General features: G+C 72.9%; 26 protein-coding genes. 16 read left to right on the top strand and 10 right to left on the bottom strand.

The window, feature by feature from the left end:
- Positions 1-91: 91 nt before the first annotated feature.
- Positions 92-1,768 carry a formate--tetrahydrofolate ligase gene (locus VQ02_RS09665; protein WP_048443971.1) on the bottom strand — a complete coding sequence of 559 codons (1,677 nt, stop codon included), beginning with the start codon at positions 1,766-1,768 and terminating at the stop codon, positions 92-94.
- Between the two features lie 328 nt (positions 1,769-2,096).
- On the opposite strand from VQ02_RS09665, the gene VQ02_RS09660 reads away from it, so the two are divergent.
- The 3 genes from VQ02_RS09660 to VQ02_RS09650 all read left to right on the top strand — a co-directional run bounded on the left by VQ02_RS09660 (position 2,097) and on the right by VQ02_RS09650 (position 3,749).
- Positions 2,097-2,468 carry a hypothetical protein gene (locus VQ02_RS09660; RefSeq protein WP_048443970.1) on the top strand — a complete coding sequence of 124 codons (372 nt, stop codon included), beginning with the start codon at positions 2,097-2,099 and terminating at the stop codon, positions 2,466-2,468.
- Positions 2,469-2,696: 228 nt separating this feature from the next.
- On the top strand, positions 2,697-2,927 hold the full coding sequence (locus tag VQ02_RS09655) for a DUF6894 family protein (RefSeq protein WP_048443969.1): 231 nt from the start codon (positions 2,697-2,699) through the stop codon (positions 2,925-2,927).
- 237 nt (positions 2,928-3,164) lie between these two features.
- Positions 3,165-3,749: a hypothetical protein gene (locus VQ02_RS09650; protein WP_048443968.1), complete on the top strand. Its 585-nt coding sequence runs from the start codon at positions 3,165-3,167 to the stop codon at positions 3,747-3,749.
- 10 nt (positions 3,750-3,759) lie between these two features.
- On the opposite strand, the gene VQ02_RS09645 is transcribed toward VQ02_RS09650, so the two are convergent.
- The 4 genes from VQ02_RS09645 to dgcN form a co-directional block, all read right to left on the bottom strand.
- On the bottom strand, positions 3,760-4,041 hold the full coding sequence (locus tag VQ02_RS09645) for a hypothetical protein (RefSeq protein ID WP_048443967.1): 282 nt from the start codon (positions 4,039-4,041) through the stop codon (positions 3,760-3,762).
- A 10-nt stretch (positions 4,042-4,051) separates the two neighbouring features.
- Positions 4,052-4,369 (bottom strand): EthD family reductase, encoded by a 318-nt coding sequence (locus VQ02_RS09640; protein ID WP_048443966.1) that lies wholly within the window; start codon positions 4,367-4,369, stop codon positions 4,052-4,054.
- Between the two features lie 109 nt (positions 4,370-4,478).
- Positions 4,479-5,459 (bottom strand): N-acetyl-D-Glu racemase DgcA, encoded by a 981-nt coding sequence (gene dgcA / locus VQ02_RS09635; RefSeq protein WP_048443965.1) that lies wholly within the window; start codon positions 5,457-5,459, stop codon positions 4,479-4,481.
- Entirely contained in the window at positions 5,456-6,478 is a 1,023-nt protein-coding gene (dgcN, locus tag VQ02_RS09630; protein WP_048443964.1) for an N-acetyltransferase DgcN, read from the bottom strand. Before dgcN ends, dgcA begins: the two co-directional genes overlap by 4 nt.
- 315 nt (positions 6,479-6,793) lie before the next feature.
- Between dgcN and VQ02_RS09625 the strand changes: the two genes are divergently transcribed.
- The 12 genes from VQ02_RS09625 (at position 6,794) to trpC (ending at position 17,288) form a co-directional block, all read left to right on the top strand.
- On the top strand, positions 6,794-7,705 hold the full coding sequence (locus VQ02_RS09625) for an amino acid ABC transporter substrate-binding protein (protein ID WP_048443963.1): 912 nt from the start codon (positions 6,794-6,796) through the stop codon (positions 7,703-7,705).
- Positions 7,706-7,854: 149 nt separating this feature from the next.
- Positions 7,855-8,574 (top strand): amino acid ABC transporter permease, encoded by a 720-nt coding sequence (locus VQ02_RS09620; protein ID WP_048443962.1) that lies wholly within the window; start codon positions 7,855-7,857, stop codon positions 8,572-8,574.
- Between the two features lie 42 nt (positions 8,575-8,616).
- On the top strand, positions 8,617-9,309 hold the full coding sequence (locus VQ02_RS09615) for an amino acid ABC transporter permease (RefSeq protein ID WP_048443961.1): 693 nt from the start codon (positions 8,617-8,619) through the stop codon (positions 9,307-9,309).
- A gap of 142 nt (positions 9,310-9,451) precedes the next feature.
- The gene (locus VQ02_RS09610) at positions 9,452-10,180 is read left to right on the top strand and encodes an amino acid ABC transporter ATP-binding protein (RefSeq protein WP_048443974.1); all 729 of its coding nucleotides are present in this window, start codon (positions 9,452-9,454) and stop codon (positions 10,178-10,180) included.
- Positions 10,181-10,290: 110 nt separating this feature from the next.
- Positions 10,291-10,446, top strand: a complete 156-nt coding sequence (locus tag VQ02_RS35475) for a glutathione S-transferase family protein (protein ID WP_425339891.1) — start codon at positions 10,291-10,293, stop codon at positions 10,444-10,446.
- Positions 10,447-10,481: 35 nt separating this feature from the next.
- Positions 10,482-12,233, top strand: a complete 1,752-nt coding sequence (ggt, locus tag VQ02_RS09605; protein WP_048443960.1) for a gamma-glutamyltransferase — start codon at positions 10,482-10,484, stop codon at positions 12,231-12,233.
- 87 nt (positions 12,234-12,320) lie between these two features.
- Positions 12,321-12,893 (top strand): sigma-70 family RNA polymerase sigma factor, encoded by a 573-nt coding sequence (locus VQ02_RS09600; protein WP_209436991.1) that lies wholly within the window; start codon positions 12,321-12,323, stop codon positions 12,891-12,893.
- Positions 12,894-12,928: 35 nt separating this feature from the next.
- On the top strand, positions 12,929-13,708 hold the full coding sequence (locus VQ02_RS09595) for an anti-sigma factor family protein (protein ID WP_048443973.1): 780 nt from the start codon (positions 12,929-12,931) through the stop codon (positions 13,706-13,708).
- A gap of 40 nt (positions 13,709-13,748) precedes the next feature.
- Positions 13,749-14,459 carry a Bax inhibitor-1/YccA family protein gene (locus tag VQ02_RS09590; RefSeq protein ID WP_048443958.1) on the top strand — a complete coding sequence of 237 codons (711 nt, stop codon included), beginning with the start codon at positions 13,749-13,751 and terminating at the stop codon, positions 14,457-14,459.
- A 229-nt stretch (positions 14,460-14,688) separates the two neighbouring features.
- The gene (locus VQ02_RS09585; protein ID WP_048443957.1) at positions 14,689-15,309 is read left to right on the top strand and encodes an anthranilate synthase component II; all 621 of its coding nucleotides are present in this window, start codon (positions 14,689-14,691) and stop codon (positions 15,307-15,309) included.
- A 45-nt stretch (positions 15,310-15,354) separates the two neighbouring features.
- Positions 15,355-16,368 (top strand): anthranilate phosphoribosyltransferase, encoded by a 1,014-nt coding sequence (gene trpD, locus VQ02_RS09580; RefSeq protein WP_048443956.1) that lies wholly within the window; start codon positions 15,355-15,357, stop codon positions 16,366-16,368.
- A gap of 68 nt (positions 16,369-16,436) precedes the next feature.
- A complete protein-coding gene (gene trpC, locus VQ02_RS09575) occupies positions 16,437-17,288 on the top strand; it encodes an indole-3-glycerol phosphate synthase TrpC (RefSeq protein WP_048443955.1) in 852 nt (283 codons plus the stop codon).
- On the opposite strand, the gene VQ02_RS09570 is transcribed toward trpC, so the two are convergent.
- Together VQ02_RS09570 and VQ02_RS09565 are read right to left on the bottom strand one after the other, a co-directional pair.
- Positions 17,285-18,160, bottom strand: coding sequence for an alpha/beta fold hydrolase (locus VQ02_RS09570; protein ID WP_157080557.1), 876 nt, complete (start codon positions 18,158-18,160; stop codon positions 17,285-17,287). The genes trpC and VQ02_RS09570 overlap by 4 nt on opposite strands.
- 570 nt (positions 18,161-18,730) lie before the next feature.
- Complete coding sequence (locus VQ02_RS09565) at positions 18,731-19,693, bottom strand: ribokinase (protein ID WP_048443953.1); 963 nt, start codon at positions 19,691-19,693, stop codon at positions 18,731-18,733.
- Between the two features lie 65 nt (positions 19,694-19,758).
- Between VQ02_RS09565 and VQ02_RS09560 the strand changes: the two genes are divergently transcribed.
- Complete coding sequence (locus tag VQ02_RS09560; protein ID WP_048443952.1) at positions 19,759-20,541, top strand: GntR family transcriptional regulator; 783 nt, start codon at positions 19,759-19,761, stop codon at positions 20,539-20,541.
- A gap of 65 nt (positions 20,542-20,606) precedes the next feature.
- On the opposite strand, the gene VQ02_RS09555 is transcribed toward VQ02_RS09560, so the two are convergent.
- From VQ02_RS09555 to VQ02_RS09545, 3 genes are all read right to left on the bottom strand, one after another.
- Positions 20,607-21,263, bottom strand: a complete 657-nt coding sequence (locus VQ02_RS09555) for a helix-turn-helix transcriptional regulator (RefSeq protein ID WP_048443951.1) — start codon at positions 21,261-21,263, stop codon at positions 20,607-20,609.
- Between the two features lie 548 nt (positions 21,264-21,811).
- Entirely contained in the window at positions 21,812-22,960 is a 1,149-nt protein-coding gene (locus VQ02_RS09550; RefSeq protein ID WP_053080301.1) for a hypothetical protein, read from the bottom strand.
- A gap of 4 nt (positions 22,961-22,964) precedes the next feature.
- Positions 22,965-24,620 (bottom strand): acetolactate synthase large subunit, encoded by a 1,656-nt coding sequence (locus VQ02_RS09545; protein WP_048443950.1) that lies wholly within the window; start codon positions 24,618-24,620, stop codon positions 22,965-22,967.
- Positions 24,621-25,155 lie beyond the last annotated feature (535 nt).

Genomic DNA, 25,155 nt, shown 5'->3' with positions numbered 1-25,155 from the left:
GACGGCCCGCCCCCTCGGCTCAAGCCGAGGGGGCGGTGCCGTCAGAACAGGCCTTGATCCGTCCCTCGGCTCCGGCCGAGGGGCGCCGCCGTCAGAACAGGCCCTCGATCCGCCCCTCGGCGTCGAGGTGGATGCCCTCCGCCGCCGGCACCTTCGGCAGGCCCGGCATGGTCATGATCTCCCCGCAGATCGCCACCACGAAGCCGGCCCCGGCGGAGAGGCGCACGTCGCGCACCGCGACCACGTGGCCGCTGGGAGCGCCCATCAGGGTCGGGTCGGTGGAGAACGAGTACTGGGTCTTGGCCATGCAGACCGGCAAGGTCCCGTGCCCGGCCTGCTCGAACGCCGCGAGCTTTCCCGCCGCCTTCGATTCCACCTGGATGTCGGCGGCGCCGTACAGGGTCTGCGCGACCGTGCGGATCTTGTCCGAGAGGGGCATCGCGTCCGGGTAGGCGAAGCGCGGGGGCCCGGCCGGGCCCGCATCGGCGAGGCCCGCGACGGCGTGGGCCAGCTCCTCGGCCCCGGCGCCGCCCTCGGCCCAGTGCCGGCAGGTGATCGCCTCGACGTCGAGGCGGTCACGGCAGAGGGCCTTGAGCGCCGCGTGCTCGGCCTCGGTGTCGGCGTGGAAGTGGTTGACCGCCACCACGACCGGGGCGCCGAAGCGGCGCACGTTCTCGACGTGGCGGGCGAGGTTGGCGAAGCCCCGCTCGAGGGCCGCGACGTTCTCGGCGCCGAGATCCGCCTTCGCGACGCCGCCATGCATCTTGAGGGCGCGCACCGTCGCGACGATCACCACCGCGGACGGGCTCAGGCCCGCCTGCCGGCACTTGATGTCGAAGAACTTCTCCGCCCCGAGATCGGCGCCGAAGCCGGCCTCGGTCACCGCGTAGTCGCCGAGCCGGAGGCCCGCCCGGGTGGCGATCACCGAGTTGCAGCCGTGGGCGATGTTGGCGAAGGGCCCGCCATGGATCAGCGCCGGGCTGCCCTCGAGGGTCTGTACGAGGTTGGGCTGGAGCGCGTCCTTGAGCAGCACCGTCATGGCGCCGGTGGCCTTGAGGTCGGCGAGCGTCACCGGCTTCCTGTCGCGGCTCTCCGCCACCACGATCCGGCCGAGGCGCGCCTCGAGGTCGGCGAGGTCGCGGGCAAGGCAGAACACCGCCATCACCTCGGAGGCGACGGTGATGTCGAAGCCGTCCTCGCGCGGATAGCCGTTGGCGACGCCGCCGAGGCTCTGGGTGATGCTGCGCAGCGCGCGGTCGTTCATGTCGACCACCCGCCGGAACGCCACCCGCCGCAGGTCGATGCCGAGCGGGTTGCCCCAGTAGACGTGGTTGTCGATCAGCGCCGCGGCGAGGCTGTGGGCCGAGGTGATGGCATGGAAATCGCCGGTGAAGTGGAGGTTGATCGCCTCCATCGGCACCACCTGGGCCCGGCCGCCGCCCGCCGCCCCGCCCTTCTGGCCGAAGCACGGGCCGAGGGAGGGCTCGCGCAGGCAGATCACGGTCTTGCGGCCGATGCGGTTGAGCGCGTCCCCGAGGCCCACCGTCGTGGTGGTCTTGCCCTCTCCGGCCGGGGTCGGGCTGATCGCCGTCACCAGGATCAGCTTGCCCTCCGGCCGCGCCTCGAGGCCGCGGATATGGGCGTGGTCGATCTTGGCGATGTGGCGGCCGTAGGGGTGGAGGGCGTCCTCGGGGATGCCGATCCGCTGCGCAATCGCGGTGATCTGCTGCAGGGTGGCCGCGCGGGCGATCTCGATGTCGGTCGGCATGGTTCCCGATCGTCGTTGTGGGGCCGGCAGGAGGCGGCATGGCGTCGGGACGATCCTAGGCCGAGGCCGCCGGTGCCGAACAGACGAAATCGGTTGAGCAGGATGCTCAGAAAAATTGAAGGGTGCGCCGCGGGTTGCGAACAGGATCGGCCATCCCCGGGGCCGCTCGGGCGCGAGGACGGCAGCGGCGCCCGGCCGTCAGGCCGGCCCCGGCCGTCAGGCCGGCCGTTAGGCATGTCGGCAGATCGGCCCGGGACGGACGGGGACGCTTCACGATTGCCGCCCCAGAGTGCTCCGCGACGCGGATGTCGGGGACCGGGAGAACGGGATGGCCTTCTGGCTGCGGGCCGGGCTGGTGATCGGCGCGATCTACTATCTGTCGCCGTTGCGCCTCGGCGAGGCGCCGGGGCCCGCGCATGCCCCTGCGGCCAGCGGCCCAACGCAGGGTGGCCAGATGCACGCCGGCCACGGCATCGGCGAGATCGTCGGCACGAAGGCCGCCGCGCCGATCCTGGCCGCCCTGCCCGACGACCTGCGCGCCCGGGCGGTCGAGGCGGCCGCCGCCGAGGCCGGACGCGCCCTCGGACCGGGGCTGCGGGCGATCCTGGCGGAGGCGGGCCGGTCGGGATCCCGCGACACCCTGACGGCGCAGGACCGGCAGCCCCCGTGGCGCGGGACGCCGGAGCGGGACAGTCGCTGAGGGCAAGCACTGACAAACCGAGGACAAAGTGGCAAACGTCAGACCCTAGACCGGACGGCCTATGCCTGGCGGGCCTGCATGATGCGGAACTTTGACGCATCCTTTCCGTTTATAGATCGTCACCCATCAGGCGATCATCGGAATTGCTACGCGGCCTCTGATCGGCAACGGGCGAGACGGTGGAGTTGCTTGTCTTCCACCCATGCAAAGCTTCGAGTCCGGTCCGCAGTGCCCCGCTTCTTCTTCGACATCATGGACTCGACCCAGAGCGTTCCGGACGAGGCCGGCCTCGAGTGCCGCGACCTTGGGGAAGCCCACCGCCAGGCTCAGGCCTTGATCGCGGACGCGATGAACGGCCCGGAGGCCACGCGAATCGACTGGCGCGCCTGGCGGGTGGAAGTGCGCGACGAGGCGCATGGCCTGCTCTTCACCGTCCCGTTCCCGCCGCGGGTCGGCTGAGGGCGCGCGGGGCACGTCAGGACCGTGCCGCCTGCGTCGCAAGTCCTATCCCCAAGCCGGTTCCATCCCCGGCCCGAAAAGGGCTAACATCTTGCGATCTCACCGCTATACTCACCCGGAGTTCCATTGGGTCCGCTGCGTCCGATGGCAGGGGGTTCGGCGGCACGGATTTGACGAAGGGCACGGCCGCGGCGACGGGCCGGGACGCTCCTCCGGGCGCGCGGGGAAGGCAGCTTGATGTTCACACCAGAGGACGAGGTTCCGGCCGAACGCGTGGTCGAAACCCTGGAGGTCCTGCTGCGCACGCCGCCCTTCGTGCGCTCGCCGAAGCTCGCGCGCTTCCTCCGCTTCGTGGTGGAGGAGGAACTGGCCGGGCGCGGCACCACCATCAAGGCCTACACCATCGCCACCCAGGCCCTCGGCCGGGGACCCGACTTCGACCCGAGCCTCGACCCCAGCGTGCGCGTCGAGGCCGGTCGCCTGCGGCGCGCCCTGGAGGAGGTCTACGCCCAGCACGCCGAAGGGGTGGAGGTCCGCGTGAGCGTGCCGGTCGGCGGCTACCGCCCCCGGTTCGGCACCATGGAGGCGGCGCCGGACATCGCGGAGGACGCGCCGGCGCCGGAACCCGGGGCCCCGCCGCCCCGGGCCGCGGACCGGCCGGCGCCCGCCGCGGTGGGCTTCACGCCGCGCGGCCAGGCCGCGGTCATCGCGCTCCTCGCCGGAATCCTGCTGGTGCTCTGCATCGACCTCGGGCTGACGCTGAGCGCCCGGATGGGCGGCGCTTCGGCCGTTCCGCGGGACATCGCGGTGCGAGGGCGGTGACGCCGGCCGGTCAGGTCCAGCGGGTGGCGAAGCGGGCGAGGTCCGCGGCGCTGGCGAAGGCGACCACGCCGAGGGTGCGGGTCTCCTCCGGCATCCCCGGGAAGGGCGCGTAGGTCACGCTGCGCCGGCTGAAGGCCGCGCTCGGCGCCTCGGCGGCGGCCCAGTCGCGCACCTCCGGCACCAGGGCGTCGATCGCCCCGGCCTCGACCAGGCCGGAGCGCTCGCGCAGGGCGAGCACGTAGGGGCCGAGGTCCGGGTGCTGCTCGCGCAGGATCTTGACGATGTCGATCATCGCCCGGCGGTCAGAAGCTCTGCGGCTCGTTGATCTGCACCACCGGCTGTCCCTTGAAGAAGTTCGGGATGTCCCCGAAGATCTCCTTGCCGTGGGCGGCGCCGGCCTTCTTGAAGTCGTCGAGGGAGCGGAAGGTGAGGTACGCCATCACCTGGAACGGGGCCGGGCTGCCGTCCGGCGTGCCGGTCGCCTTGACCACCTCGGCCTTCTCGAGGCCCATCGCGGACCAGCGCTCGCGCACCAGCGGCATGTGGTGCTTCAGGTAGTAGTCGAGGTCGAAGGGCTGCGCGTCGGAGCCGCCCGGATACATCACGCTGACCAGGATCATGGTGTCGGTTCCCTCCCCGGATGCGGGACACGTGGCCGGTCCCCTTTGCGCGCAGTGAGCATCGTTTCGGCGCCCGGCGCAAGCGCGCCGGGCCCTGGACACCGGTCGCTCAGCCCCAGAGCGCCGGTTCCGGCGGGTGGACGAGGCTGCCGTCGAAGCGCAGGCCCGGCTCGCGGTCGCGGGCGAGCAGCAGCGGGCCGTCGAGGTCGACGAAGGCGGCGACGCCCGAGAGCAGCATTGCCGGCGCCATGGCGAGCGAGGTGCCGAGCATGCAGCCGACCATGATCGACAGGCCCCGCGCCCGGGCCGCCTCGGCGAGCAGCAGGGCTTCGGTGAGGCCGCCGGCCTTGTCGAGCTTGATGTTGATGGCGTCGTAGCGGTCGCGCAGGCCGTCGAGGCCGGCGCGGTCGTGCAGGCTCTCGTCGGCGCAGATCGGGATCGACCGGTCGATCCGGGCGAGCGCCGCGTCGTCGTCCGCCGGCAGCGGCTGCTCGATGAGCTGCACCCCGGCCCGCGCGCAGGCCGCGAGGTTCGCCTCGATCGTCTCCGCCGACCAGGCCTCGTTGGCGTCGACCACCAGGCGGGAATCCGGTGCCCCCCGGCGCACCGCCGCGATGCGCTCCGGGTCGCCGGCCCCGCCGAGCTTCACCTTCAGGAGCGGGCGCGCGGCCGCCGCCCGGGCCGCCGCCCCCATCTCCTCCGGGCTGCCGAGGCTCAGCGTGTAGCAGGTCACGACCGGCTTCGGCGCCGGGATCCCGGCCAGCGCGTGGGCCGGGATTCCGGCGCGCTTGGCCTCGAGGTCCCACAGGGCGCAGTCGAGGGCGTTGCGGGCGGCGCCCGCCGGAAGGCGCGCGGCGAGATCCGTGCGGGTGAGGCCGGCGGCGAGGGCGTCCCCTTGCGCGGCGATCAGGTCGCGCACGCCCTCCACGGTCTCGCCGTAGCGGGCGTAGGGCACGCACTCGCCGCGGCCCGTGACGGTGCCGTCCGTGACCTCGGCCACCACCACCACGGCTTCCGTCCGGCTGCCGCGCGAAATGGTGAAGCGCCCGGCGATCGGCCAGCGCTCGACGGCGGTGGCGAGCCGGATCACGCCGGGAACTCCGCCGGGAACTCCGCGACGAGGCGGTCGACCAGCCCGTCGACCCCGAACCGGACCGGATCGGTCGCCGGCAGGCCGTGCTCGGCGGCGAGGCGCTCGAGGAGCGCGCGGGCCTCCGCCTCCTTCAGGGCCTGGGTGTTCACCGCGATGCCGGTCGGCCGGATGTCCGGGTTGGTCAGGCGGCCGAGCTGCACCGTGAGGTCGATCACCTCGCGGATGCTCGGCAGCGGGTGCTTCACGCCCCGCATCGTCGTGCGGGTCGGCTCGTGGCAGACCACGAAGGCGTCGGCTTGCGCCCCGTGCAGCAGGCCGAGGCTGACGCCGGCGAAGCTCGGGTGGAAGAGCGAGCCCTGGCCCTCGATCAGGTCCCAGTGGCGCGGGTCGGCGGCCGGCGCGATCCACTCGACCGCGCCGGAGATGAAGTCGGCCACCACCGCGTCGATGGCGACGCCGCGGCCGGAGATGAACACCCCGGTCTGGCCGGTGGCGCGGAAATCGGCGTCGAGGCCGCGGGCACGCATGCCCTTCTCCAGCGCCAGCACGGTGTACTTCTTGCCCACCGAGCAGTCGGTGCCGACGGTGAGGAGCCGCAGCCCCGGGCGCCTCGTGCCCTTGCCGGTGTCGAAGCGCTGCTCGGAGTGGCGCACGTCGTGGAGCTGGCGCCCGTGGCGGGCGGCGGCCTCGGCGATCTCCGGCACCGAGCCGAGGCGGGTGTGCAGGCCGCTCGCCACGTCGAGCCCGGCCTCGATCGCCTGCACGATGGTGGCGATCCAGTGCGCCGGCAGCACGCCGCCGGCATTGACCACGCCGACGATCAGCGTGCGGGCGCCTTTCCCAACGCCTTCCGCGATCGTCAGGTCGGGGATGCCGAGATCGGCGGCGCATCCGGGCAGGCGCAGCTGCCCGACGCACCATTCGGGCCGCCAGTCGACGATGCCGTAGGCGGTCTTGGCGGCGAGCCGGTCGGGCACGTCGCCGAGGAACATCAGGTAGGGCGTGGCGATCTGCATCGGTCTCGTCGGTCCGTCATCGCGGGGTCGTCACGGCGCCGGGCAAGAGTCGAGCCGCGAGGGCCCGGCTCCCCGGCGGGGGCACCTTCGCGCGGGCGGATCTAGGGTGCAACAGGTCGTATACAGGGGGCTGCCCGGACGGGCAGCCGGCCCTGTTGGCCCATCCCTTGCTGAGAGCGACGCGGGCACGACCGCCGGTGTCGCATCGCCACCTCAGCACAATGGCCCGCCCGGGTCCCTCCGCCATCCGCAGCCTAACCCTTGACGTGATGATCATGGTGGCGGACTAGGTCCGTGCCCAAAAGGAGAGCACGAATGCGTTTGAGAAGCCTGCTTCCCGTCCTGCTCGCCGGCCTGGCGGCCACCGCCGGGACCGCCTCGGCCCAGGACCTGACCGGGACGCTGAAGAAGATCAAGGAGACCGGGCAGATCACGCTGGGCTACCGCGACTCGTCGGTGCCATTCTCCTACCTCGACAACAACCAGAAGCCGGTCGGCTTCGCGATGGACATCTGCTACAAGATCGTCGACGCGGTGAAGGCCGACCTCAAGCTCGACAAGCTCGAGGTGAGGCTCAACCCGGTGACCTCGGCGACCCGCATCCCGCTGATCGCCAACGGCACCGTCGATCTCGAGTGCGGCTCGACCACCAACAACGTCGACCGCCAGAAGCAGGTCGCCTTCACCAACACCCACTTCCTGACCGCCAACCGCTTCGTCACCAAGAAGTCGAGCGGCCTGACGAAATTCGAGGACCTGAAGGGCAAGACCGTCGTGTCGACCTCGGGCACCACGAACATCAAGCAGATCAACGAGTACAACGCCGACAAGAAGCTCGGCATCACGATCCTGCCGGCCAAGGACCACGCCGAGGCGTTCCTGATGGTCGAGACCGGCCGCGCCGCCGCCTTCGTGATGGACGACGTGCTGCTGGCCTCGCTCGCCGCGAGCTCCAAGGAGCCGACCGCCTACGTGATCTCGACCGATGCCCTGTCGAAGCCCGAGCCCTACGGCATCATGCTGCGCAAGGACGACGCCCCGTTCAAGAAGGTCGTCGATGCGGCAACGGCCGCCTTCTACAAGAGCCCCGAGAGCAAGACCGCCTACGACAAGTGGTTCATGAAGCCGATCCCGCCGCGGGACATCAACCTGAACCTGCCGATGAGCGAGGCGCTCCAGCAGGCCTTCACCAAGCCGAGCGACAGCCCGGACCCGGCCGCCTACTGAGTTGACGGCCCGGCGCTGCCCTTACCCCAAGGGCAGCGCCACCGGCGTCCTTCCTCGGCACTTTTCCCTGTGCCTTCGACCGTGCCCCGTCTCGCCCGGGCCGAAAAACCGTATACCCTCCGACATCAGGCGCACCCGGAAGACAGGGCATGAACTACAACTGGAACTGGGGCATCTTCTTCGAGGCATCGCCCGAGGGGACCGGCACCTACGCCGACATGCTGCTGTCGGGCCTGATGTGGACCATCGTCACCGCGCTCTGCGCCTGGGTCATCGCGTTCGCGATCGGCTCGGTGATCGGCGTGCTGCGCACCCTGCCGAGCCGGGGCGCCCAGGCGGTCGGCAACGCCTACGTCGAGCTGTTCCGCAACATCCCGCTCCTCGTGCAGATGTTCCTCTGGTACTTCGTGCTGCCCGAGGTGCTACCGGAAGCCTGGGGCACCTGGCTCAAGCAGCTGCCGAACGCGCCGTTCTACACCGCCGTGGTGTGCCTCGGCTTCTTCACCGCCTCGCGCGTCGCCGAGCAGGTGCGGGCCGGCATCCAGGCCCTGCCGCGGGGCCAGCGCATGGCCGGCACGGCGCTGGGGCTCACCACGGCCCAGACCTACCGCTACGTGCTCCTGCCCAACGCCTACCGCATCATCCTGCCGCCGCTGACCTCCGAGTTCCTCAACAACCTGAAGAACACGTCGGTGGCCCTCACCATCGGCCTGCTGGAGCTCACCGCCCGAGCCCGCGCGATGCAGGAATTCTCGTTCCAGGTCTTCGAGGCCTTTACGGCCGCGACCGTGATCTACATCATCATCAACCTGATCGTGGTGACCGTAGCCGGGCTGATCGAGCGCCGCGTCGCGGTGCCGGGCCGTTGATCCTCTAGAGCTTCGGGCAAGATTATCGGAAACGGGCTCGCGATGTTCTCGAACTTCGATTTCAGCGTCATCCTGAATTCCTGGCGCTACCTGTTCTTCGACGGGATGGCCTTCACCCTGACGCTGACCGCGCTCGCCGCGGTGGGCGGCGTGGTGCTCGGCACGCTGATCGCCATGATGCGGCTCTCCGGCCTGCCGGTGCTGCCGCAGGTCGCCAAGGCCTACGTCAACTTCATGCGCTCGCTGCCGCTGGTGCTGGTGATCTTCTGGTTCTACTTCCTGGTGCCGTATATCGGGCAGTGGATCATCGGGGCCGAGCGGCCGATCCAGGTCGGCGCCTTCTCGTCCTCGCTCATCACCTTCACGCTGTTCGAGGCGGCGTACTTCTCAGAGATCATGCGGGCGGGCATCCAGTCGATCCCGAAGGGTCAGTCGGCGGCGGCCTCGGCGCTCGGCCTCACCTACTGGCAGTCGATGGGCAACGTCATCCTGCCCCAGGCCTTCCGCAACATGCTGCCGGTGCTGCTGACCCAGACCATCGTGCTGTTCCAGGACACCTCGCTGGTCTACGTGCTGTCGATCACCGACTTCCTCGGCGCCGCCTCCAAGGTCGCACAGCGCGACGGCCGCCTGGTCGAGATGTACCTGTTCGCGGCCGTGGTCTACTTCGCCGTCTGCTTCATCGCCTCGCTCCTGGTGCGCCGCCTGCAGCGCCGGGTCGCCATCATCCGATAGGGTTCACGCCATGACCTCCTCCGCGATGCCGCCCGTCAGCCCCGTTCCGGAGCCGCAGGCCGCGGTCGATGCGGCGCCGGGCACCGGCCCCGTCGGCACCCTGCTCACCGAGTGCCCGCCCGTGGCGGCCACCACCGGGCCGATGATCGCCATCGACAACGTCTCGAAGTGGTACGGCGACTTCCAGGTTCTGACGAACTGCACCACCTCCGTCACCAAGGGCGAGGTGGTGGTGGTCTGCGGCCCCTCCGGCTCCGGCAAGTCGACGCTCATCAAGTGCGTCAATGCCCTCGAGCCGTTCCAGAAGGGCCAGATCACCGTCGACGGCACGAAGATCGCCGACAAGAAGACCAACCTGCCCAAGCTCCGCTCGCGGGTCGGCATGGTGTTCCAGCATTTCGAGCTGTTTCCGCACCTGTCGATCACCGACAACCTGAGCCTCGCCCAGCGCAAGGTGCTCGGTCGGGGCAAGGCTGAAGCCGAAGCCAAGGGCCTGGCGCTGCTGGAGCGGGTCGGGCTCAAGGCCCATGCCCACAAGTTCCCGGGCCAGCTCTCCGGCGGCCAGCAGCAGCGCGTCGCCATCGCCCGGGCGCTCGCCATGAACCCGATCGTGATGCTGTTCGACGAGCCGACCTCGGCCCTCGACCCCGAGATGGTCGGCGAGGTGCTGGACGTGATGGTCGAGCTCGCCCGCGAGGGCATGACCATGATGGTGGTGACCCACGAGATGGGCTTCGCCCGCAAGGTCGCGAACCGCGTCATCTTCATGGACAAGGGCGAGATCGTCGAGGACGCGCAGAAGGAGGAGTTCTTCGGCTCCCCCCGCAGCGAGCGCGCCCAGACCTTCCTGTCGCGGATCCTGTCGCACTGAGGCGGCGGTCCCGCCGCGGCGAGAGAGAGCAAGGGGCCCCGCGCGGGCCCCTTGTCGTTTCAACGGCCGCGCCATCTTCCCCCGCGGGGATCGGGAGGGACCGTCGAGCCATGCGGATGATCGGCAACGGGCGCTCCGCCATGACCGCGATCTTCGGGGTCGACACCGCCCCCTACCCGACCGTGCGGCGCATCGCCGAGGATTGCCTGTCCCAGGACGCCTTCGCGAAGGCCCACCCGAAGCGCCAGCCCAGGGCGCCGGCCTGACGGCCCCTCCCCGACCGGCAGGACACGGACGAACGATGCCGCGCCGACCGCTCCTCCTCGCGACCCTCCTCTCGGCCCTCCTCGCCGCCGGCCCCGCCCTGGCGCAGGGTGCGCCCCCCGGCATGCCGGGCACGAGCGCGATACAGTCCGAGGATGCCCGCCTGCTGCCGGTCTTCGCGCCGCACGGCATGGTCGCCTCGCAGGAGGCCAAGGCGACCCGGATCGGCGTCGACGTGCTCAAACGAGGCGGCAATGCCGTGGACGCCGCGGTGGCGGTCGGCTTCGCGCTCGCCGTGACCCTGCCGCGGGCGGGCAATCTCGGCGGCGGCGGCTTCATGATGGTGCACCTCGCCGCCCGCAACGAGACGGTCGCCCTCGACTACCGGGAGACCGCGCCGGCGGCGGCAACGACGACCATGTTCCTCGGCCCCGACGGCACGCCCGACCCGAGGGCCTCGACCGCGACCGGCAAGGCGGTCGGCGTGCCCGGCACCGTGCGGGGCCTCGCCGAGGCGCTCGAGCGCTACGGCTCCGGCAGGTTCAGCCTCGCCGAGCTGGTCGCCCCGGCGGAGCGGCTCTCCCGCGAGGGCATCGTGGTCGACGACGACCTCGCCGATTCCCTGCCCCGGGCCGCCGGCCGCCTCGGCGCCTGGCCGTCGAGCCGGGCGGTGTTCTTCAATGGCGACAGGCCGTTCGGCTGGGGCGAGCGGCTGGTGCAGGCCGACCTCGCCGCGACCCTGCGGGCGATCCAGGCCGGCGGGCCCGACGCCTTCTATCGCGGACCCGTCGCGGCCCGGCTCGCCGGCGCCGTGCGGGCGGCCGGCGGCGTGATGACGGAAGGCGACCTCGCCGACTACAGGACCGTGCTGCGCCGGCCGGTGCGGGGCACCTATCGCGGCTACGACGTGGTGGCGATGCCGCCGCCGAGCTCCGGCGGCGTCCACCTGATCGAGATTCTCAACATCCTGGAGGGCTTCGACCTCGGGGCGAGCGGCGCCGGCAGCGCCGCCGCGATCCACCTCATGGCCGAGGCGATGAAGCAGGCCTATGCCGACCGCGCCACCTTCCTGGGCGATCCCGACCGGATCACGGTGCCGGTGGCGGGGCTGACCGCCAAGCCCTACGCCGCACGCCTGCGGGCGCTCATCGACCCGGAGCGGGCCCGGCCGGCCGACGCGGTCAAGGCCGGCGACCCCCTCCCCTTCGAATCCGACCAGACCACCCACTTCTCGGTGGTCGACCGGGACGGCAACGCGGTCTCGAACACCTACACGCTGAACTTCTCGTACGGGCTCGGCCTCGTCGCCGAGGGCACCGGGGTCCTGCTCAACAACGAGATGGACGATTTCTCCGCCAAGCCCGGGGCGCAGAACGCCTACGGCCTCGTCGGCAGCGAGGCCAACGCGGTGGCGCCGGGCGCACGGCCCCTCTCCTCGATGACCCCGACCTTCCTGTTCCGGGACGGCCGGCTCGCCCTCGTCACCGGCAGCCCCGGCGGCAGCCGGATCATCTCGACGGTGCTGCAGGTCATCACCGGCCTGATCGACTTCCGGCTCAACCTCGCCGAGGCGGTGGCGGCGCCGCGGATTCACCACCAGTGGCGGCCGGACGCGCTCCTGGTCGAGACCGGCCTCTCGCCCGACACCCTGGCGCTCCTGCGCGCCCGCGGCCACCGGGTGGTCGTGGGCTCGGCCTCGGGCTCGGCCAACTCGATCCTGGTCGTCCCCGGGGGCCTGGCCGGCGCCGCCGACCCGCGCCAGCGCGGCACCCTGGCGGACGGGCAGTGAGGGCGATCACGCGGATGTGACCTCACCCAGCGCGAGGCGGACGAAGGCCGGGATTAGGGAGGGGCCGCCGGACGTTTACAAGTCATGATGCTTCGCAAGCGCCCCGATGTCCTCGACCTCCTGGTGCCGCTCCGGCGCTACGCCCGGTCCCTGACGCGCGACAGCGCGCAGGCCGACGACCTCGTGCACGACACCCTCGTGCGCGCGCTCGAGCGGCAGGGCACCTTGCGGCCCGGGACCAACCTGCGCACCTGGCTGATGACGGTGCTGCACAACGCCTTCATCGACGACCAGCGCCGCCGCAAGGTGGAGGCGCGCTACGCCGACGCCCTCGGGCAGATGGTCGACGAGGCCACGCCCCCGGCGCAGGAAGGGCACGTCCGCCTGGCCCAGGTGCGCGAGGCGTTCCACCGCCTCCCGGCGGAGCAGCGCGAGGCCCTGCACCTCGTGACGATCGAGGGGCTGGCCTACCAGGAGGCCGCCGACGTGCTCGGCATCCCGATCGGCACGCTGATGTCGCGCCTCGGGCGCGCCCGGGCGGCGCTGCGCAACATCGAGAGCGGCGGCGCGCCCCGCCTGCCGGCCCCGGAGGAGACGCCGACCCGGCCGGGCCCGCGCCTGCGCGTGGTCGAGGGCGGCGCGCCCGCGAAGGCGTCGTGATGAGCGGCGCGGACCAGAATTCCCCGGAGGCCACGATGGACCCGATCACCGAGGCGGATCTGAACGCCTACATCGATGGGCAGCTCGACCTGGCTCGGCGGATCGAGGTCGAGGGGCACCTGGCCGAGCGGCCGGAGGTCGCGGCCCGCGTGATGGCCGACCTGCGCACCCGCGACGCCTTGTGCGCGGCCTTCATGCCGGTGCAGGGCGGCCCGGCCCGGCCCGGCCCGACGCCCGAGCGCCTGGCCGCGGCGGCCCGCCGCCTCGACCGGACGCTGACCTGGCGGCGCATCGGCGCGCGCTTCCAGCGCGCCGCCGTGATCGCCATGCTGGTCGGGGCCGGCTGGCTGCTCCACGCCGAGACCGGCGATTTCGGGGTGCCCGGCACCATCGCCTCGACCCACTCGCCGGCCTTCGTCGAGGACGCGCTCCAGGCCCGCCAGGCGGCCCTGGTGCGGGCCCGGGTCGCCTCGCAGCGCCCGACCCCCGCCTACGACCGCCGCGAGGTCGAGGCCGCGACCGGCATCGCCCTGCCCGACCTGCCGGCGGACTGGCGCGTCGACGACATGCAGATCTTCCCCTCGCGCAGCGGCGCGGGCGTCGAGGTCGCCATCGACGCCGGCAGCCTCGGCAAGGTCGCGCTCTTCGCCACCCGCACGCCGGACGCGGAGGCGCGGGCCCCCGCGGTCGTCCGCTCGCCGGAGGCCGTGACGGTCTACTGGAAGGCCGGGCACGGCGCCTACGCCCTCAGCGGCTCGGGCAGCGAGCCCGAGCTCGGCCGCGCCGCCGCCACCCTGGCGGCCCTGCGGCCCTGACGTCTCCCCCACCCGACGCCATCCCGGAGCGACCTCCCCGATGAACACTCCCTTCGCCTGGCAGACCCACGCGGCCCCCGCCGGTGCGGTCTTCGACGAGGGCCTGCGGCGGCACATGCTGCGGGTCTACAACACGATGGGCCTGGGACTGGCCCTGACCGGCCTCGTCGCGCTCGGCGTCTCCTCGACCCCGGCCCTGTACAAGCCGCTGTTCGGCACGCCGCTCAAGTACGTCGTGATGCTGGCGCCCCTCGCCTTCATCATGGTGCTGTCCTTCCGGGCCGACCGGATCTCGGCCGCCACCGCCCACACCCTGTTCTGGACCTTCTGCGGGGTGATGGGGCTGTCGCTGGCCTCGATCTTCCTGGTCTTCACCGGCACCAGCATCGCCCGGACCTTCTTCATCACGGCGGCGATGTTCGGGGCGACCAGCCTCTACGGCTACACCACCAAGCGCGACCTCTCGCGGATGGGCTCGTTCCTGATGATGGGCCTGATCGGCCTCGTCATCGCCAGCCTGGTCAACATCTTCCTGGGCTCGAGCGCCCTTCAGTTCGCGATCTCGCTCATCGGCGTCGTGATCTTCACCGGCCTGACCGCCTACGACACGCAGTCGATCAAGGAGCAGTACGCCGAGAACTGGGGCGAGGAGGCGAACTCGAAGCTCGCGGTGTTCGGCGCCCTGTCGCTCTACCTGAACTTCATCAACCTGTTCCAGCTGCTGCTGAACCTCACCGGCGAGCGGGAATAGCAGGACACTCGACCCTCCAGACGAGCTTCACCTCCGCCCGCCTGTCCCGAAAGGGGCCGGCGGGCTTCTTTTTCGGGACGCCGGTCGTCCAGGGTCGCAGGATGCCGGCCCACACGGGATGGATGCCCGCGACGGCGCGCCGGCCGGACCGGAACGCCCGCAGTGCCGATCCGTCCACTTGACCGCGCGCGGGCGCAGGCCCCACACCGCCCCCCAGAGGCGCGCATCCATGTCCGACATCCTGGTCATCGACAACTACGATTCCTTCACCTGGAACCTCGTCCACCTCATCGGGCCGCTCGCCGGCGCGATCGAGGTCGTGCGCAACGACGCGATCACCGTCGAGGAGATCCGCCAGCGGGCGCCGGACGCCCTGGTGCTGTCGCCGGGGCCGTGCACCCCGAGCGAGGCGGGCGTGTGCCTCGACGTGGTGCGGGAGTTGAGCAGCGAGATCCCGATGCTCGGCGTCTGCCTCGGGCTGCAGACGATCGGGCAGGCCTTCGGCGGCGACGTCGTGCGGGCACCGGCGCCGATGCACGGCAAGGTCTCGAACGTGCAGCACCGGGCCGCCGGGCTGTTTCGCGGCATCAACGGGCCGTTCGCAGCGACCCGCTACCACTCTCTGATCGTCGACCGCGCGACCTGCCCGCCGGACCTCGTCGTCACTGCGGAGGCCGACGGGCTGATCATGGCCCTCGAGCACGCCGAGCGGCCGGTGCACGGGGTGCAATTCCACCCCGAGAGCATCCTGTCGCAGCACGGCGAGACGATGGTGCGCAATTTCCTCGACCTCGCGTCGGCCTGGAATGCGACGGCCCGGGGTGACAAGCGCGGCCGAGGTGTGCATTGACGGGCGCGGTTCGTCGCCCGCGCTGAGATCAGGCTCGTATTCGTCATGGACTCGTTCAAGCCCTACCTGGCGAAGGTCGCCACGGGCGCCGCGCTGACGCGCGAGGAGGCGCGCCGCGCCTTCGACCACCTGCTCTCGGGCGAGGTGACGCACGCGCAGGCCGGCGCCTTCCTGATGGCGCTGCGGGTGCGCGGCGAGGCGGTGGACGAGATCGCCGGAGCGGCGGGGGCTTTGCGCGAGCGCATGACCCGCGTCGCGGCGCCGGAGGGCGCGATCGACATCGTCGGCACCGGCGGCGACCACTCGGGCAGCTACAACGTCTCGACGCTGGCCGCGATCGTCACCGCCGCCTGCGGGGTGCCGGTGGCCAAGCACGGCAACCGCGCCGCCTCCTCCCGCTCCGGCGCCGCCGACGTGCTCTCCGCCCTCGGGGTCGGGATCGGCCTGACGCCGGAGCACCTCGGCCGCTGCCTGTCCGAGGCGGGGCTGTGCTTCATGTTCGCCCAGTCGCACCACGCCTCGATGCGCCACGTCGCGCCGGTGCGGGTCGAGATCGGCACCCGGACGCTGTTCAACGTGCTCGGCCCGCTCTGCAACCCGGCGGGCGTCTCGGGGCAGCTGCTCGGCGTCTACGCCCCGTCGCTGGCCGAGCCGATGACCCGGGTGCTGTCCGAGCTCGGGAGCCGCCGGGTCTGGACCGTGCACGGCTCGGACGGGCTCGACGAGATCACCACCACGGGCCCGACCGCGGTGGTCGCCCTGGAGGACGGGGCGATCCGCCGCTTCACCATCGACCCGCAGGAGCTCGGCCTGCGCCTCAGCCAGCCGGAGGAGCTGCGCGGCGGCGACCCGGCGCACAATGCCGGTGCCCTGCGGGAGGTGCTCAACGGCGCCCGCACGCCCTACCGCGACATCGGCGTGCTGAACGCCGCGGCGGCTCTGATGGTGGCCGGGCGCGTTGACAGCCTGCAGGACGGCGTCGCGCGCGCCGCCCAGGCGATCGACACCGGCGCCGCCAGGGCCGTCCTGGAGCGCCTGACGACCGTCTCCAACGCGTGACCGCGGCGCCCGACGGCGCTCCGCAACCCGACCGACGCCCGATACGCTCCCTAGGGGAGGACACGGCCTTGTCCGACACCGAAACGACGTCGCCCCCTGAGGACGAGGCCCGGCCGCGCCCGGCCGACGTGCTCGCCCATATCGAGGCCTACAAGCGCCGCGAGATCGCGGCGGCGAAGCTGCGCGTGCCGCTCGCGGAACTGGAGAAGCGGGCCGCCCAGGCGGATCCGCCGCGAGGCTTCGCCGACGCGGTCGCGGCGCATCTCGCGCAGGACCGCTTCGCGCTGATCGCCGAGATCAAGAAGGCCTCCCCCTCCCGCGGCCTGATCCGGGAGGATTTCGACCCGCCGGCGCTCGCCCGCGCCTACGCGGAGGGCGGCGCCACCTGCCTGTCGGTCCTGACCGACGAGCCCTCGTTCAAGGGGAAGCCCGAGTACCTCATGGCCGCCCGGGCCGCCTGCGACCTGCCGGTGCTGCGCAAGGACTTCCTGTTCGAGCCCTACCAGGTGGTGGAGGCCCGGGCCTGGGGAGCCGACTGCATCCTGGTCATCATGGCGAGCCTCGACGACGACGAGGCGGCGGCCCTCGTCGAGACCGCCCATGACCTCGGCATGGACGTGCTGGTCGAGGTGCACGACGAGGCGGAGCTGGAGCGGGCCCTCCCCCTCGGCACCCGGCTCATCGGCGTCAACAACCGCGACCTGCGCACGTTCAAGGTCTCCCTCGACAACGCCGTGCGCCTGAGCCCGCTGGTGCCGCCGGACCGGATCCTGGTCGGCGAGAGCGGGATCGGCGGCCACGCCGATGCCCAGACCCTGGCGAAGGCCGGCATCCGCACGCTCCTCGTCGGGGAGAGCCTGATGCGGCAGGAGGACGTCGCGGCGGCGACGCGCCGGCTGCTGTTCGGCGAGGCGGCCTAACCGGAACCGGGCGCAGCCGCGGCCAGGAAGCCGATCAGGGCCGCGTTGACCGCCTCCGGCTCCTCGTGCTGGAGCCAGTGGGTGGCTTGCGGGAAGTACCGCACCGCGCCCTGCGCGCAGAGCCGCAGGCTCTCGGCGGCGAGGCCGCGCTCGAGCGCCGTGTCGCGCTCGCCCCAGAGCACCAGGACCGGCGGCCGGATCGGCTCGGGCGCCGGCTCCCGGGGCAGGCGGAGCGCACGGTACCAGTTCAGCATCGCGGTGATCGCCCCGGGGCGGCGCCAGGCTGCGGCGTAGAGGTCGAGGTCGTGGGCCGAGAAGGCGCCGGACCGGCTCGACGCGGTCAGGGCGCGGCGCAGGGCGGCGCAGTCGCCGGCGCGCAGCAGCGCCTCCGGCAGGCCCGGCAGCTGGAAGAACCCGACATAGAAGCTGCGCAGGGCCTGGCTCGGATGCCGGCGGGCATAGGCGCCGAAGACGTCCGGGTGCGGCGCGTTGAGGATCGCCGCGCGCTCGATCCGGTCGGGAAAGCGGGAGGCCGCCCACCAGGCGACGAGGCCGCCCCAGTCGTGCCCGACGAGGCGCAGGCGCTCGCACCCGAGGGCGTCGGCGAGCCCGATCACGTCCTCGGCGAGGCGGTCGAGGTGGTAGGCCTCGATCCCGTCCGGCCGGCTCGAGAGGCCGTAGCCGCGCTGGTCCGGGGCGACCACCCGCAGACCGGCCGCCGCGAGGGGGCCGATCTGGTGCCGCCACCCCCACCAGGTCTCGGGAAAGCCGTGCAGCAGCACGGTAAGCGGCCCGTCCCCGGGACCGGCCTCGGCGATGTTGAGGGTCTGGCCGCGAACCGGGATGCGCCGGGTGGCAGGTTCGGCAGGCATCATCGCGGCGTCCCTCTGCTGGCCGGGACGAAACGCGGGAAGGCGGGATCCCGGTTCCGACGCCTCGGCCGTTGCATTCCCGCATCACCTGCGTCGCGAATGCCACGAAACGCCAGCGGGCCCTTGCCAGCGGAGCCGACAGGGCTTAGCTATTGACGTGCAGCGCAGCGATGGCGTCGCGGCGCTGCTGCCCTCTTTGGGCGTTTCCTCCCTAGACTTGGGCCACACCTCGCGTGTGGCCTTTTTCTTAGGTGCGGAGCGATCTGTCAACGGCCAAGCCGCCCGGGCATCCGCAGGAATCGCCCGCGTTTCGCGCGCATCCGCAGGGATTTGGCCCGCATCCGCCGGCGCGGCGGAACTTCCGGTTCCACAATCTTCACCATGCCCGCAAACGCCGTGCGCAGACGCACTGCACGGCGCCGCCTCAGGCCGTACACGTCGCCCCGTCACGCGACGGAGGAGGCTCGGCGATGATCAGGGAACGACTCGACGACATCCGGTTCATCGCGACCCTCGCGGCGGTCGCGATGTTCGGCAGCCTGCTCGCCGGCCTGTTCGGCTAGGGTGGCCTCACGCCGCCCCGGCGAGCATCGCCGCGAGGGCGGTGCGGTCCGGCAGGGCGTCGAACACGCCCTTGCGGCGGACCACGCAGGCGCCGCAGGCCGCGGCTCGGCGCAGGCTCTCGCCGAGGGGGCGCCCTTCGGCGAGGCCGACCGCGAGGCCGGCCGCGAAGGCGTCGCCGGCGCCGAGGCTGTCGACCGCCGGGACCGGGAAGGCCGGCTGCACCAGGATCGGACCGTTCGCCGGCCGGGCCACCGCCCCCTCGGCTCCGAGGGTGATCACGACGAGCTCCGGCCCGAGGGCGAGCAGGCCCTCCGCGAGGCCGTCCCAGCCCACCGGCCCGGCGCCCGCCTCCGGAACGGGCAGGCCGAGGGCGGCGCCGAAGGATGCGGCCTCGACGGCGTTGACGACGAGGATCGCGGTCTCGCCCAGGATCTCCGGCGGCGGCATCCGGAACGGCGACGGATTGAGCAGGGTGCGCACGCCCGCCCGCCGGGCGATCCGGAAGGTCTCCGCCACCGCGGCGTCGCCGACCTCGAACTGCGCCAGAACGAGGGCGGCGCTGGAAATCCGCTCCGCCGCCTCCCGCACCTCCGCCGCCCCGAGCCGGGCATTCGCCCCCGGGAACACCGCGAGGCAGTTCTCCCCGGCGGCGTCGGTGAAGCCGATGCCCGCCCCCGTCGGTCCCGGGAACCGGCGCAGCATCCCCACCGGGAGGTCCGCCCGCCGCAGGGCCGGCTCGGCGAGCCCCGCCAGGGCATCGTCCCCGACTGCCATGAGGCCGTCCACCGCGGCGCCGAGGCGCCGGGCGCCGACCGCCAGGTTGAGGCCCTTGCCGCCCGGCTCGACCAGGAAAGCCTGTGCCTGCAGGGACTCTCCGGCTCGCGGCAAGCGCGCAACCATGGCAGAACAGGCCGCCACGAAACTGCCGAGGACGAAGAGAGCCGAATTGGCCGCCATGCTGACGCTCATGCCGCATCTCCGTCCCGTCGCTGCCGCCGCGCCGGTGCGCGGTTCACGGATCGGCTGAGGCGCCGATGCCCGAGCACCCGCCCGGGGCCGCCGGCCCGGGCCACCCCTCCCTTAGCAGCCTCGTGCGCCTGCGGCACGATACCGCGAGGCCACTCTATCAACAGCTCGAGGAGCAACTGCGCGCGCTGATCGAGGACGGCACGGTGGCGGGAGGCACCACCCTGCCGGCCGAGCGGCCCTTCGCGGAGTCGCTCGGCGTCAGCCGCACCACGGTGCAGCGCTGCTACGATTCCCTGCGCCGGCAGCACTATCTCAGCGCCCACGGCCGGCACGGCTTCATCGTCGAGGCCGGGCGCACCCGGCTCAGCCCGGGCATGGACCGGCTCAAGGGCTTCACCGAGGAGATGCGCGAGCTCGGCCGGGTGCCCTCGACGCAGATCGTCGAGCGGCGGGTGGTCCAGGACCGCTCGATCGCCTCGCTGTTCGGCCTGCCCTCGACCGCGCCGTTCCTGAAGCTGGTGCGGATCCGCTGCGGCGACGGGATGCCGCTGTCGCGGGAGGTGGCGTGGTACGACCTCGCGGCCGTGCCGGCCCTGGCGGAGGGCGACCTCAGCGGCTCGGTCTACGCCTTCCTGGTAGCTCACGGGGCGGCCCTGGTGCGCTGCCATCAGACCATCGAGGCCGCGACCCCGGACGAGGCGGAGTGCGCGGTGTTCGGCTTCACCCAGCCCCTCCCCTGCCTGCTGATCAAGCGCCGCTCCTACGCCCGGGACGATCGCATGATCGAGTATGTCGAGGGCCTGTTTCGCGGCGACGCCTACGCCTACCGGCTCGACCTCAGGGCCTGAGCGCGCGATTCGGCCGGCCGGGCACGGCCGGCGGCGCAGGGCGCGGTCGCTGAGGGCGCCGAAGCTCAGGCGGAGCCGCACCGCGCGACCCGGGCCGGGACGGGGGCGGCCTCGGCGGCCGCACACGCGACCGGCAGCTGAAACGCCGCCACCAGGGCGACGAGCTGGCTCTGCTGCCGGGTCCCGGTCTTCAGGAAGATGCGCGCGACGTGGGTGCGCGCCGTGGTGACGCTGATGCCGAGCTCCCCCGCGATCTCGGCCAGGGCACTGCCCCGGGCGAGGGCCGCCCCGACCTGCGCCTCGGCCCGGGTGAGACCGAACAGGGTCCGCAGCTGGACCTCGATCCGTCCCTGCGCCCGCAGGAGGCGCGCCACCACCACGGCCCGGCCCGGCGCCTCGGCCGTGTCCAGCGGGGAGACGCAGACCGAGACGCCCGGCTCCTCCGCGCCGCGCCCTTCGAGGTGCAGGAAGCCGCCGGCCTCCCCGGACCTGCCGTCGCACGCGGCCTGGATCAGGGCGTGGAGCCGCGACCGGCCCTCGGCGGACCGGGCACACAGGCAGCCGCCGCCCGAGGGCTGGCTCGAGAGCGCCCCCTCCGGGCGCTCGAGGAGCTCCGCCGCCTCCCGGTTGGCGTGGAGGATGTGCCCCTGCCGGTCGACCACCAGGACCGCGAGGGCCAGGGCGTCGAGGGCGGCCGCTGCCGCCGGCTGCCAGGCGGTCACGGCGCGACCGCCCCAGTCTTGCGGCTGGGCTGGCCCCCACCGTGCGTCCGTGCGGGTTCGCCCTTCGAGCACGCGTGCATTGTCGCCCCCCGGCCCATCCTCGCGAGCGGCCGGCCGCGGCCCGCTCGGATCCATTTAAGTGCCAAAATCTCTCCGGCACAAGACTGTTTCATGCCGCTGCGTCGCGCAATCAATGTCAATCAAGATTGATGGAGTCCGGCACGGATGCTTGCATCCGGCATTGGCCGCACGGCTGCGGCTGGAATTGGTATCATCCTTTCGGGGGAGGGATCGCGGGCTCCGGAAGCAAGTCGTCGGACGCCGGCGATCATCCGACCGGCGATGCAAGCAGAGGGTCGCGCGCGCCCATCCACGCCCCATCCTCCCGAAATCGACCGAAGACGAGTGCGGACGATCCATGAAGTCGAGCGCCGCACGGTGCAACGGAACGTCCTCGGCCTCGTCGAACAGGCGGGCGTCGATGGGTCGGAGGCGCCGCGGCGCCTCCGCGGAATGCGGGCAGGATGCGTGGTCGCCCGGTGGTCGGGTCAGGCGGAGACGTGCGCGGGCCGGGGCGACCGGGCCCTTCTCGGCCGGCGCCAGATCAGGCGGCCGAGGGCGGTGCCGGCGCGGCGGCAGAACAGGCAGGCGGCCAGGAACCAGGCGAGCCCGAGCCAGAGCCCCTGGAGCACCGCGAGCAGGCCCGAGCCGAGCACAAGGGCGCCGCGGCCGAGCAGGGCGAGGACGGCGCGGGTGCGCCCGCCCATCCCCTCGGACAGGCGGGCGACGCGGCGCAGGTCGTCGGCGCTCTCCGCCACCGAGAGCGCCTGCAGGGTGCCGCGGGCGCCGAGCCGCGCCTGGATCCGGGCGGATTCCTCGCCGACCACGCGGATCTCCCGCAGGGCGCCGGGCCGCAGCACCCCCTTCGCGCCCTGGCGCAGGGCCGCGAGGTCGAGCCGGCCGGCCGCCGCGGTGGCCAGCGCCAGGGCCTCCCGGTCGACGGCCGCGCCGGCGCTGCGGCCGAGCCGCGCCGCCAGCGGCCGGGACAGCCGTCCGGTGCGGACGGCGAGCTTCAGGGTCGTCGTGCCGGCATGGACCGGCACGCTGGTGCCGAGCGAGACGATCGTGGCGCCAGTGAGCGCCAGCCCGGCGGTGGCGAGGCCGAGGAGCAGCGGGTCGTAGGCCTCGCCGCGGGCGAGCCGCCCGCCCTCGCGCCAGAGGTCGCGCAGGTCGCCGTAGCCGACGAGGTCGCTCGCCACGGCGCCTGCCAGGCCCGCCGCCCCGGCCCCCTCCCCGCTGACGAAGCCGTTCGCGGCGTCCGCCAGCGCCCGGCGCGGCGCGTTCTCGGCCAGGGCCGCGACCTGCGCCCGCCGCTCGGGGGAGACCGGCACGCCGCGCTCCTCCGCGAGCGCCAGGAAGCTCCGCGCCAGGTCGTCGTCGCCCGCCGCGACGGCCGCGTCGAGGCCGCGTCCAATCCGGTCGGCATCGGCCACCGCGGGCAGGCGCAGGGCGGCGAGGGAGGCCGGGTCGTCGGCGGCCTCGCGCAGGCGCCAAGCCTGCCCGGCCGCCGGCAGCAGGGCGGGCGCGGCCGCGGCGAGCCCGGCAGCCCCGGCGAGGAGGAGAAGCGCCCCGGCCACGCGCCGGCCCCGTCCCGCCTTCGGACGCGGCTCCGGCGTGCGGGCGGGGACCTCCGGCACCGCGCTAGCCGGGCTCCACCTGCGGCGGGTGGCCGCCGAGCTCGTCCACCAGCACCCGGGTGTTCTCGGAATAGTCGACCGGGACCGCCACGAGGTGGACCCCACCCGCCGCGAAGGCCGCCTCGAGCGTCGGGGCCAGGGCCTCGGCCGAGGTCACCCGGTGGCCCCTGGCGCCGTAGGATTCGGCGTAGGCCACGAAGTCCGGGTTGCCGAAGGTCATGCCGTAATCCGGGAAGCGGTCGACCGCCTGCTTCCAGCGGATCATGCCGTAGGCCTGGTCGTCGAGCACCAGCACCACGAGGTCGAGCCCGAGCCGCACCGCGGTCTCGAGCTCCTGACTGTTCATCATGAAGCCGCCATCGCCGCAGACCGCCATCACCCGGGCTCCCGGGTGGACGAGCTTGGCCATCATCGCCGAGGGCAGCCCCGCCCCCATGGTGGCGAGCGCGTTGTCGAGGAGCAGGGTGTTGGCGACGTGGGTGCGGTAGTTGCGGGCGAACCAGATCTTGTACATGCCGTTGTCGAGGCAGACGATTCCGTCCTCCGGCATCACCGCCCGCACGTCGTGCACCAGGCGCTGCGGCGTCACCGGGAAGCGGTCCTCGTCGGCTCGGTCGTTGACGCGGGCGAGGATGCGCTGGCGCATCTCCAGCAGGGCCGGCTCCGGGTCGAGCCGGCCGCCGAGCCGGTCGGCCAGAGCCGTCACGGTGGCGCCGATGTCGCCCACCACCTCGGCGTCCGGGTGGAAGACCTGCTCGACGCTGGCCGAGACGTAGCCGACATGGATCACGCGGGGACCGCCGGCGACCCGCCCCATCAGGAAGGGCGGCTTCTCGACGGTGTCGTGACCGATCGAGATGATCAGGTCGGCGCTGTCGATCGCCTCGTGGACGTAGTCGCGCTCGGAGAGTGCCGCGGTGCCGACGTAGAGGTTCGAGCCGCCGGTGACCGCGCCCTTGCCCATCTGGGTGTTGAAGAACGGGATGCGGGTGCGGCGCACGAAGTCCGACAGCGGCTCGACGAGGCGCGGCCGGTTGCCGGCGGCGCCGATCATGATCAGCGGGCGCCGGGCCTGGAGGATCAGCGCGGCGGCCCGCTCGATCGCCGCGGGGCTCGCCACCGGCCGGTCGATCGGGTGCGACGGCACCAGGGCGACGTCGGCCTCCTCGGCGGCGACGTCCTCCGGCAGCTCGAGGTGGACCGGCCCGGGGCGCTCCTCGGTGGCGACCCGGAAGGCGTCGCGCACGATGGTCGGGATCGAGGCGGCGGAGACGATCTGGCGCGTCATCTTGGTGAGCGGCCGCATCGCCGCGATCACGTCGACGATCTGGAACCGCGCCTGGCGGGCGCTCATGATCGGCTTCTGGCCGGTGAGCATCAGCATCGGCATCGCGCCGAGATGGGCGTAGGCCGCGCCGGTGGTGAAGTTGAGGGCGCCGGGCCCGAGCGTCGAGATGCAGACGCCGGGCCGGCCGGTGAGCCGGCCGTGGGTCGCCGCCATGAAGGCGGCGGCCTGCTCGTGGCGGGTCAGCACCAGCTCGATCTTCGAGGTGCGCAGGGACTCGACGACGTCGAGGTTCTCCTCGCCCGGGATGCCGAAGATTCGGTCGACCCCCTCGTTCTCGAGGGCGGCCACCAGCAGATCCGATCCCTTGGCCATCCGGCGCTCCTCCGATGCTCAGTCTCCCGCGGGGTACGGCCTCCCCGTCCGGGCACCGCGCCGCGGGCCCTCCGGCCCGCCGCGCCTCAATCCTGCTGGCGCGGGCGCCGGGGCGGGCGGGCGGCCATCGCCGCGGAGGCCAGCGCGTCGGACGGCGCCGCGGCCGCCCTGCCCCGGGCCGGAGCCCGGGACTTCGCGGCCGCCGGCCGGGCGGGCGGCTCGGCCGGAGCCTCCGCGGGCAGCGGCGCGGAGAGCCCCGCCGCCTCGGCGGACGGCTTGGTTACAGGCCTGGCCGCGGGCTTTGTGGCGGGCTTGGCGGCCGCCCCGGCGGGCTTCTTCGGGGCGGGGGGGGGGGGCCGCGGCCGGGGGGGGGTCCGCCGCCGCGCCCTCCAGGGGGGGGGGGGGGGGGGCGCCCGGCCCTCCCTCCCGTCCCGGGGGGGGGTGTTTCGCGCGGCGGTCCGGGCACGCCTATCCCGGTGCCTTTCCCGCACCTCGCGCCGTGACCACGGCGGGAGGCCCCGTGAGCTGGGTGCCG

The sequence above is a fragment of the Methylobacterium variabile genome (genome assembly GCF_001043975.1).
GTDB lineage: Bacteria > Pseudomonadota > Alphaproteobacteria > Rhizobiales > Beijerinckiaceae > Methylobacterium > Methylobacterium variabile.
Note: the sequence above shows the minus strand (reverse complement) of the source record. Positions and strands in the feature narration are given on the sequence as shown.

What these genes read in the sequence shown, in the direction of transcription:
- VQ02_RS09665 (WP_048443971.1), bottom strand. Translation starts at nt 1,768, where the DNA reads ATGCCGACCGACATCGAGATCGCCCGCGCGGCCACCCTGCAGCAGATC.
- VQ02_RS09660 (WP_048443970.1), top strand. Translation starts at nt 2,097, where the DNA reads ATGGCCTTCTGGCTGCGGGCCGGGCTGGTGATCGGCGCGATCTACTAT.
- VQ02_RS09650 (WP_048443968.1), top strand. Translation starts at nt 3,165, where the DNA reads ATGTTCACACCAGAGGACGAGGTTCCGGCCGAACGCGTGGTCGAAACC.
- VQ02_RS09645 (WP_048443967.1), bottom strand. Translation starts at nt 4,041, where the DNA reads ATGATCGACATCGTCAAGATCCTGCGCGAGCAGCACCCGGACCTCGGC.
- VQ02_RS09640 (WP_048443966.1), bottom strand. Translation starts at nt 4,369, where the DNA reads ATGATCCTGGTCAGCGTGATGTATCCGGGCGGCTCCGACGCGCAGCCC.
- dgcN (WP_048443964.1), bottom strand. Translation starts at nt 6,478, where the DNA reads ATGCAGATCGCCACGCCCTACCTGATGTTCCTCGGCGACGTGCCCGAC.
- VQ02_RS09625 (WP_048443963.1), top strand. Translation starts at nt 6,794, where the DNA reads ATGCGTTTGAGAAGCCTGCTTCCCGTCCTGCTCGCCGGCCTGGCGGCC.
- VQ02_RS09620 (WP_048443962.1), top strand. Translation starts at nt 7,855, where the DNA reads ATGAACTACAACTGGAACTGGGGCATCTTCTTCGAGGCATCGCCCGAG.
- VQ02_RS09615 (WP_048443961.1), top strand. Translation starts at nt 8,617, where the DNA reads ATGTTCTCGAACTTCGATTTCAGCGTCATCCTGAATTCCTGGCGCTAC.
- VQ02_RS09610 (WP_048443974.1), top strand. Translation starts at nt 9,452, where the DNA reads ATGATCGCCATCGACAACGTCTCGAAGTGGTACGGCGACTTCCAGGTT.
- VQ02_RS35475 (WP_425339891.1), top strand. Translation starts at nt 10,291, where the DNA reads ATGCGGATGATCGGCAACGGGCGCTCCGCCATGACCGCGATCTTCGGG.
- ggt (WP_048443960.1), top strand. Translation starts at nt 10,482, where the DNA reads ATGCCGCGCCGACCGCTCCTCCTCGCGACCCTCCTCTCGGCCCTCCTC.
- VQ02_RS09600 (WP_209436991.1), top strand. Translation starts at nt 12,321, where the DNA reads ATGCTTCGCAAGCGCCCCGATGTCCTCGACCTCCTGGTGCCGCTCCGG.
- VQ02_RS09595 (WP_048443973.1), top strand. Translation starts at nt 12,929, where the DNA reads ATGGACCCGATCACCGAGGCGGATCTGAACGCCTACATCGATGGGCAG.
- VQ02_RS09590 (WP_048443958.1), top strand. Translation starts at nt 13,749, where the DNA reads ATGAACACTCCCTTCGCCTGGCAGACCCACGCGGCCCCCGCCGGTGCG.
- VQ02_RS09585 (WP_048443957.1), top strand. Translation starts at nt 14,689, where the DNA reads ATGTCCGACATCCTGGTCATCGACAACTACGATTCCTTCACCTGGAAC.
- trpD (WP_048443956.1), top strand. Translation starts at nt 15,355, where the DNA reads ATGGACTCGTTCAAGCCCTACCTGGCGAAGGTCGCCACGGGCGCCGCG.
- VQ02_RS09570 (WP_157080557.1), bottom strand. Translation starts at nt 18,160, where the DNA reads ATGCCTGCCGAACCTGCCACCCGGCGCATCCCGGTTCGCGGCCAGACC.
- VQ02_RS09565 (WP_048443953.1), bottom strand. Translation starts at nt 19,693, where the DNA reads ATGAGCGTCAGCATGGCGGCCAATTCGGCTCTCTTCGTCCTCGGCAGT.
- VQ02_RS09560 (WP_048443952.1), top strand. Translation starts at nt 19,759, where the DNA reads ATGCCCGAGCACCCGCCCGGGGCCGCCGGCCCGGGCCACCCCTCCCTT.
- VQ02_RS09545 (WP_048443950.1), bottom strand. Translation starts at nt 24,620, where the DNA reads ATGGCCAAGGGATCGGATCTGCTGGTGGCCGCCCTCGAGAACGAGGGG.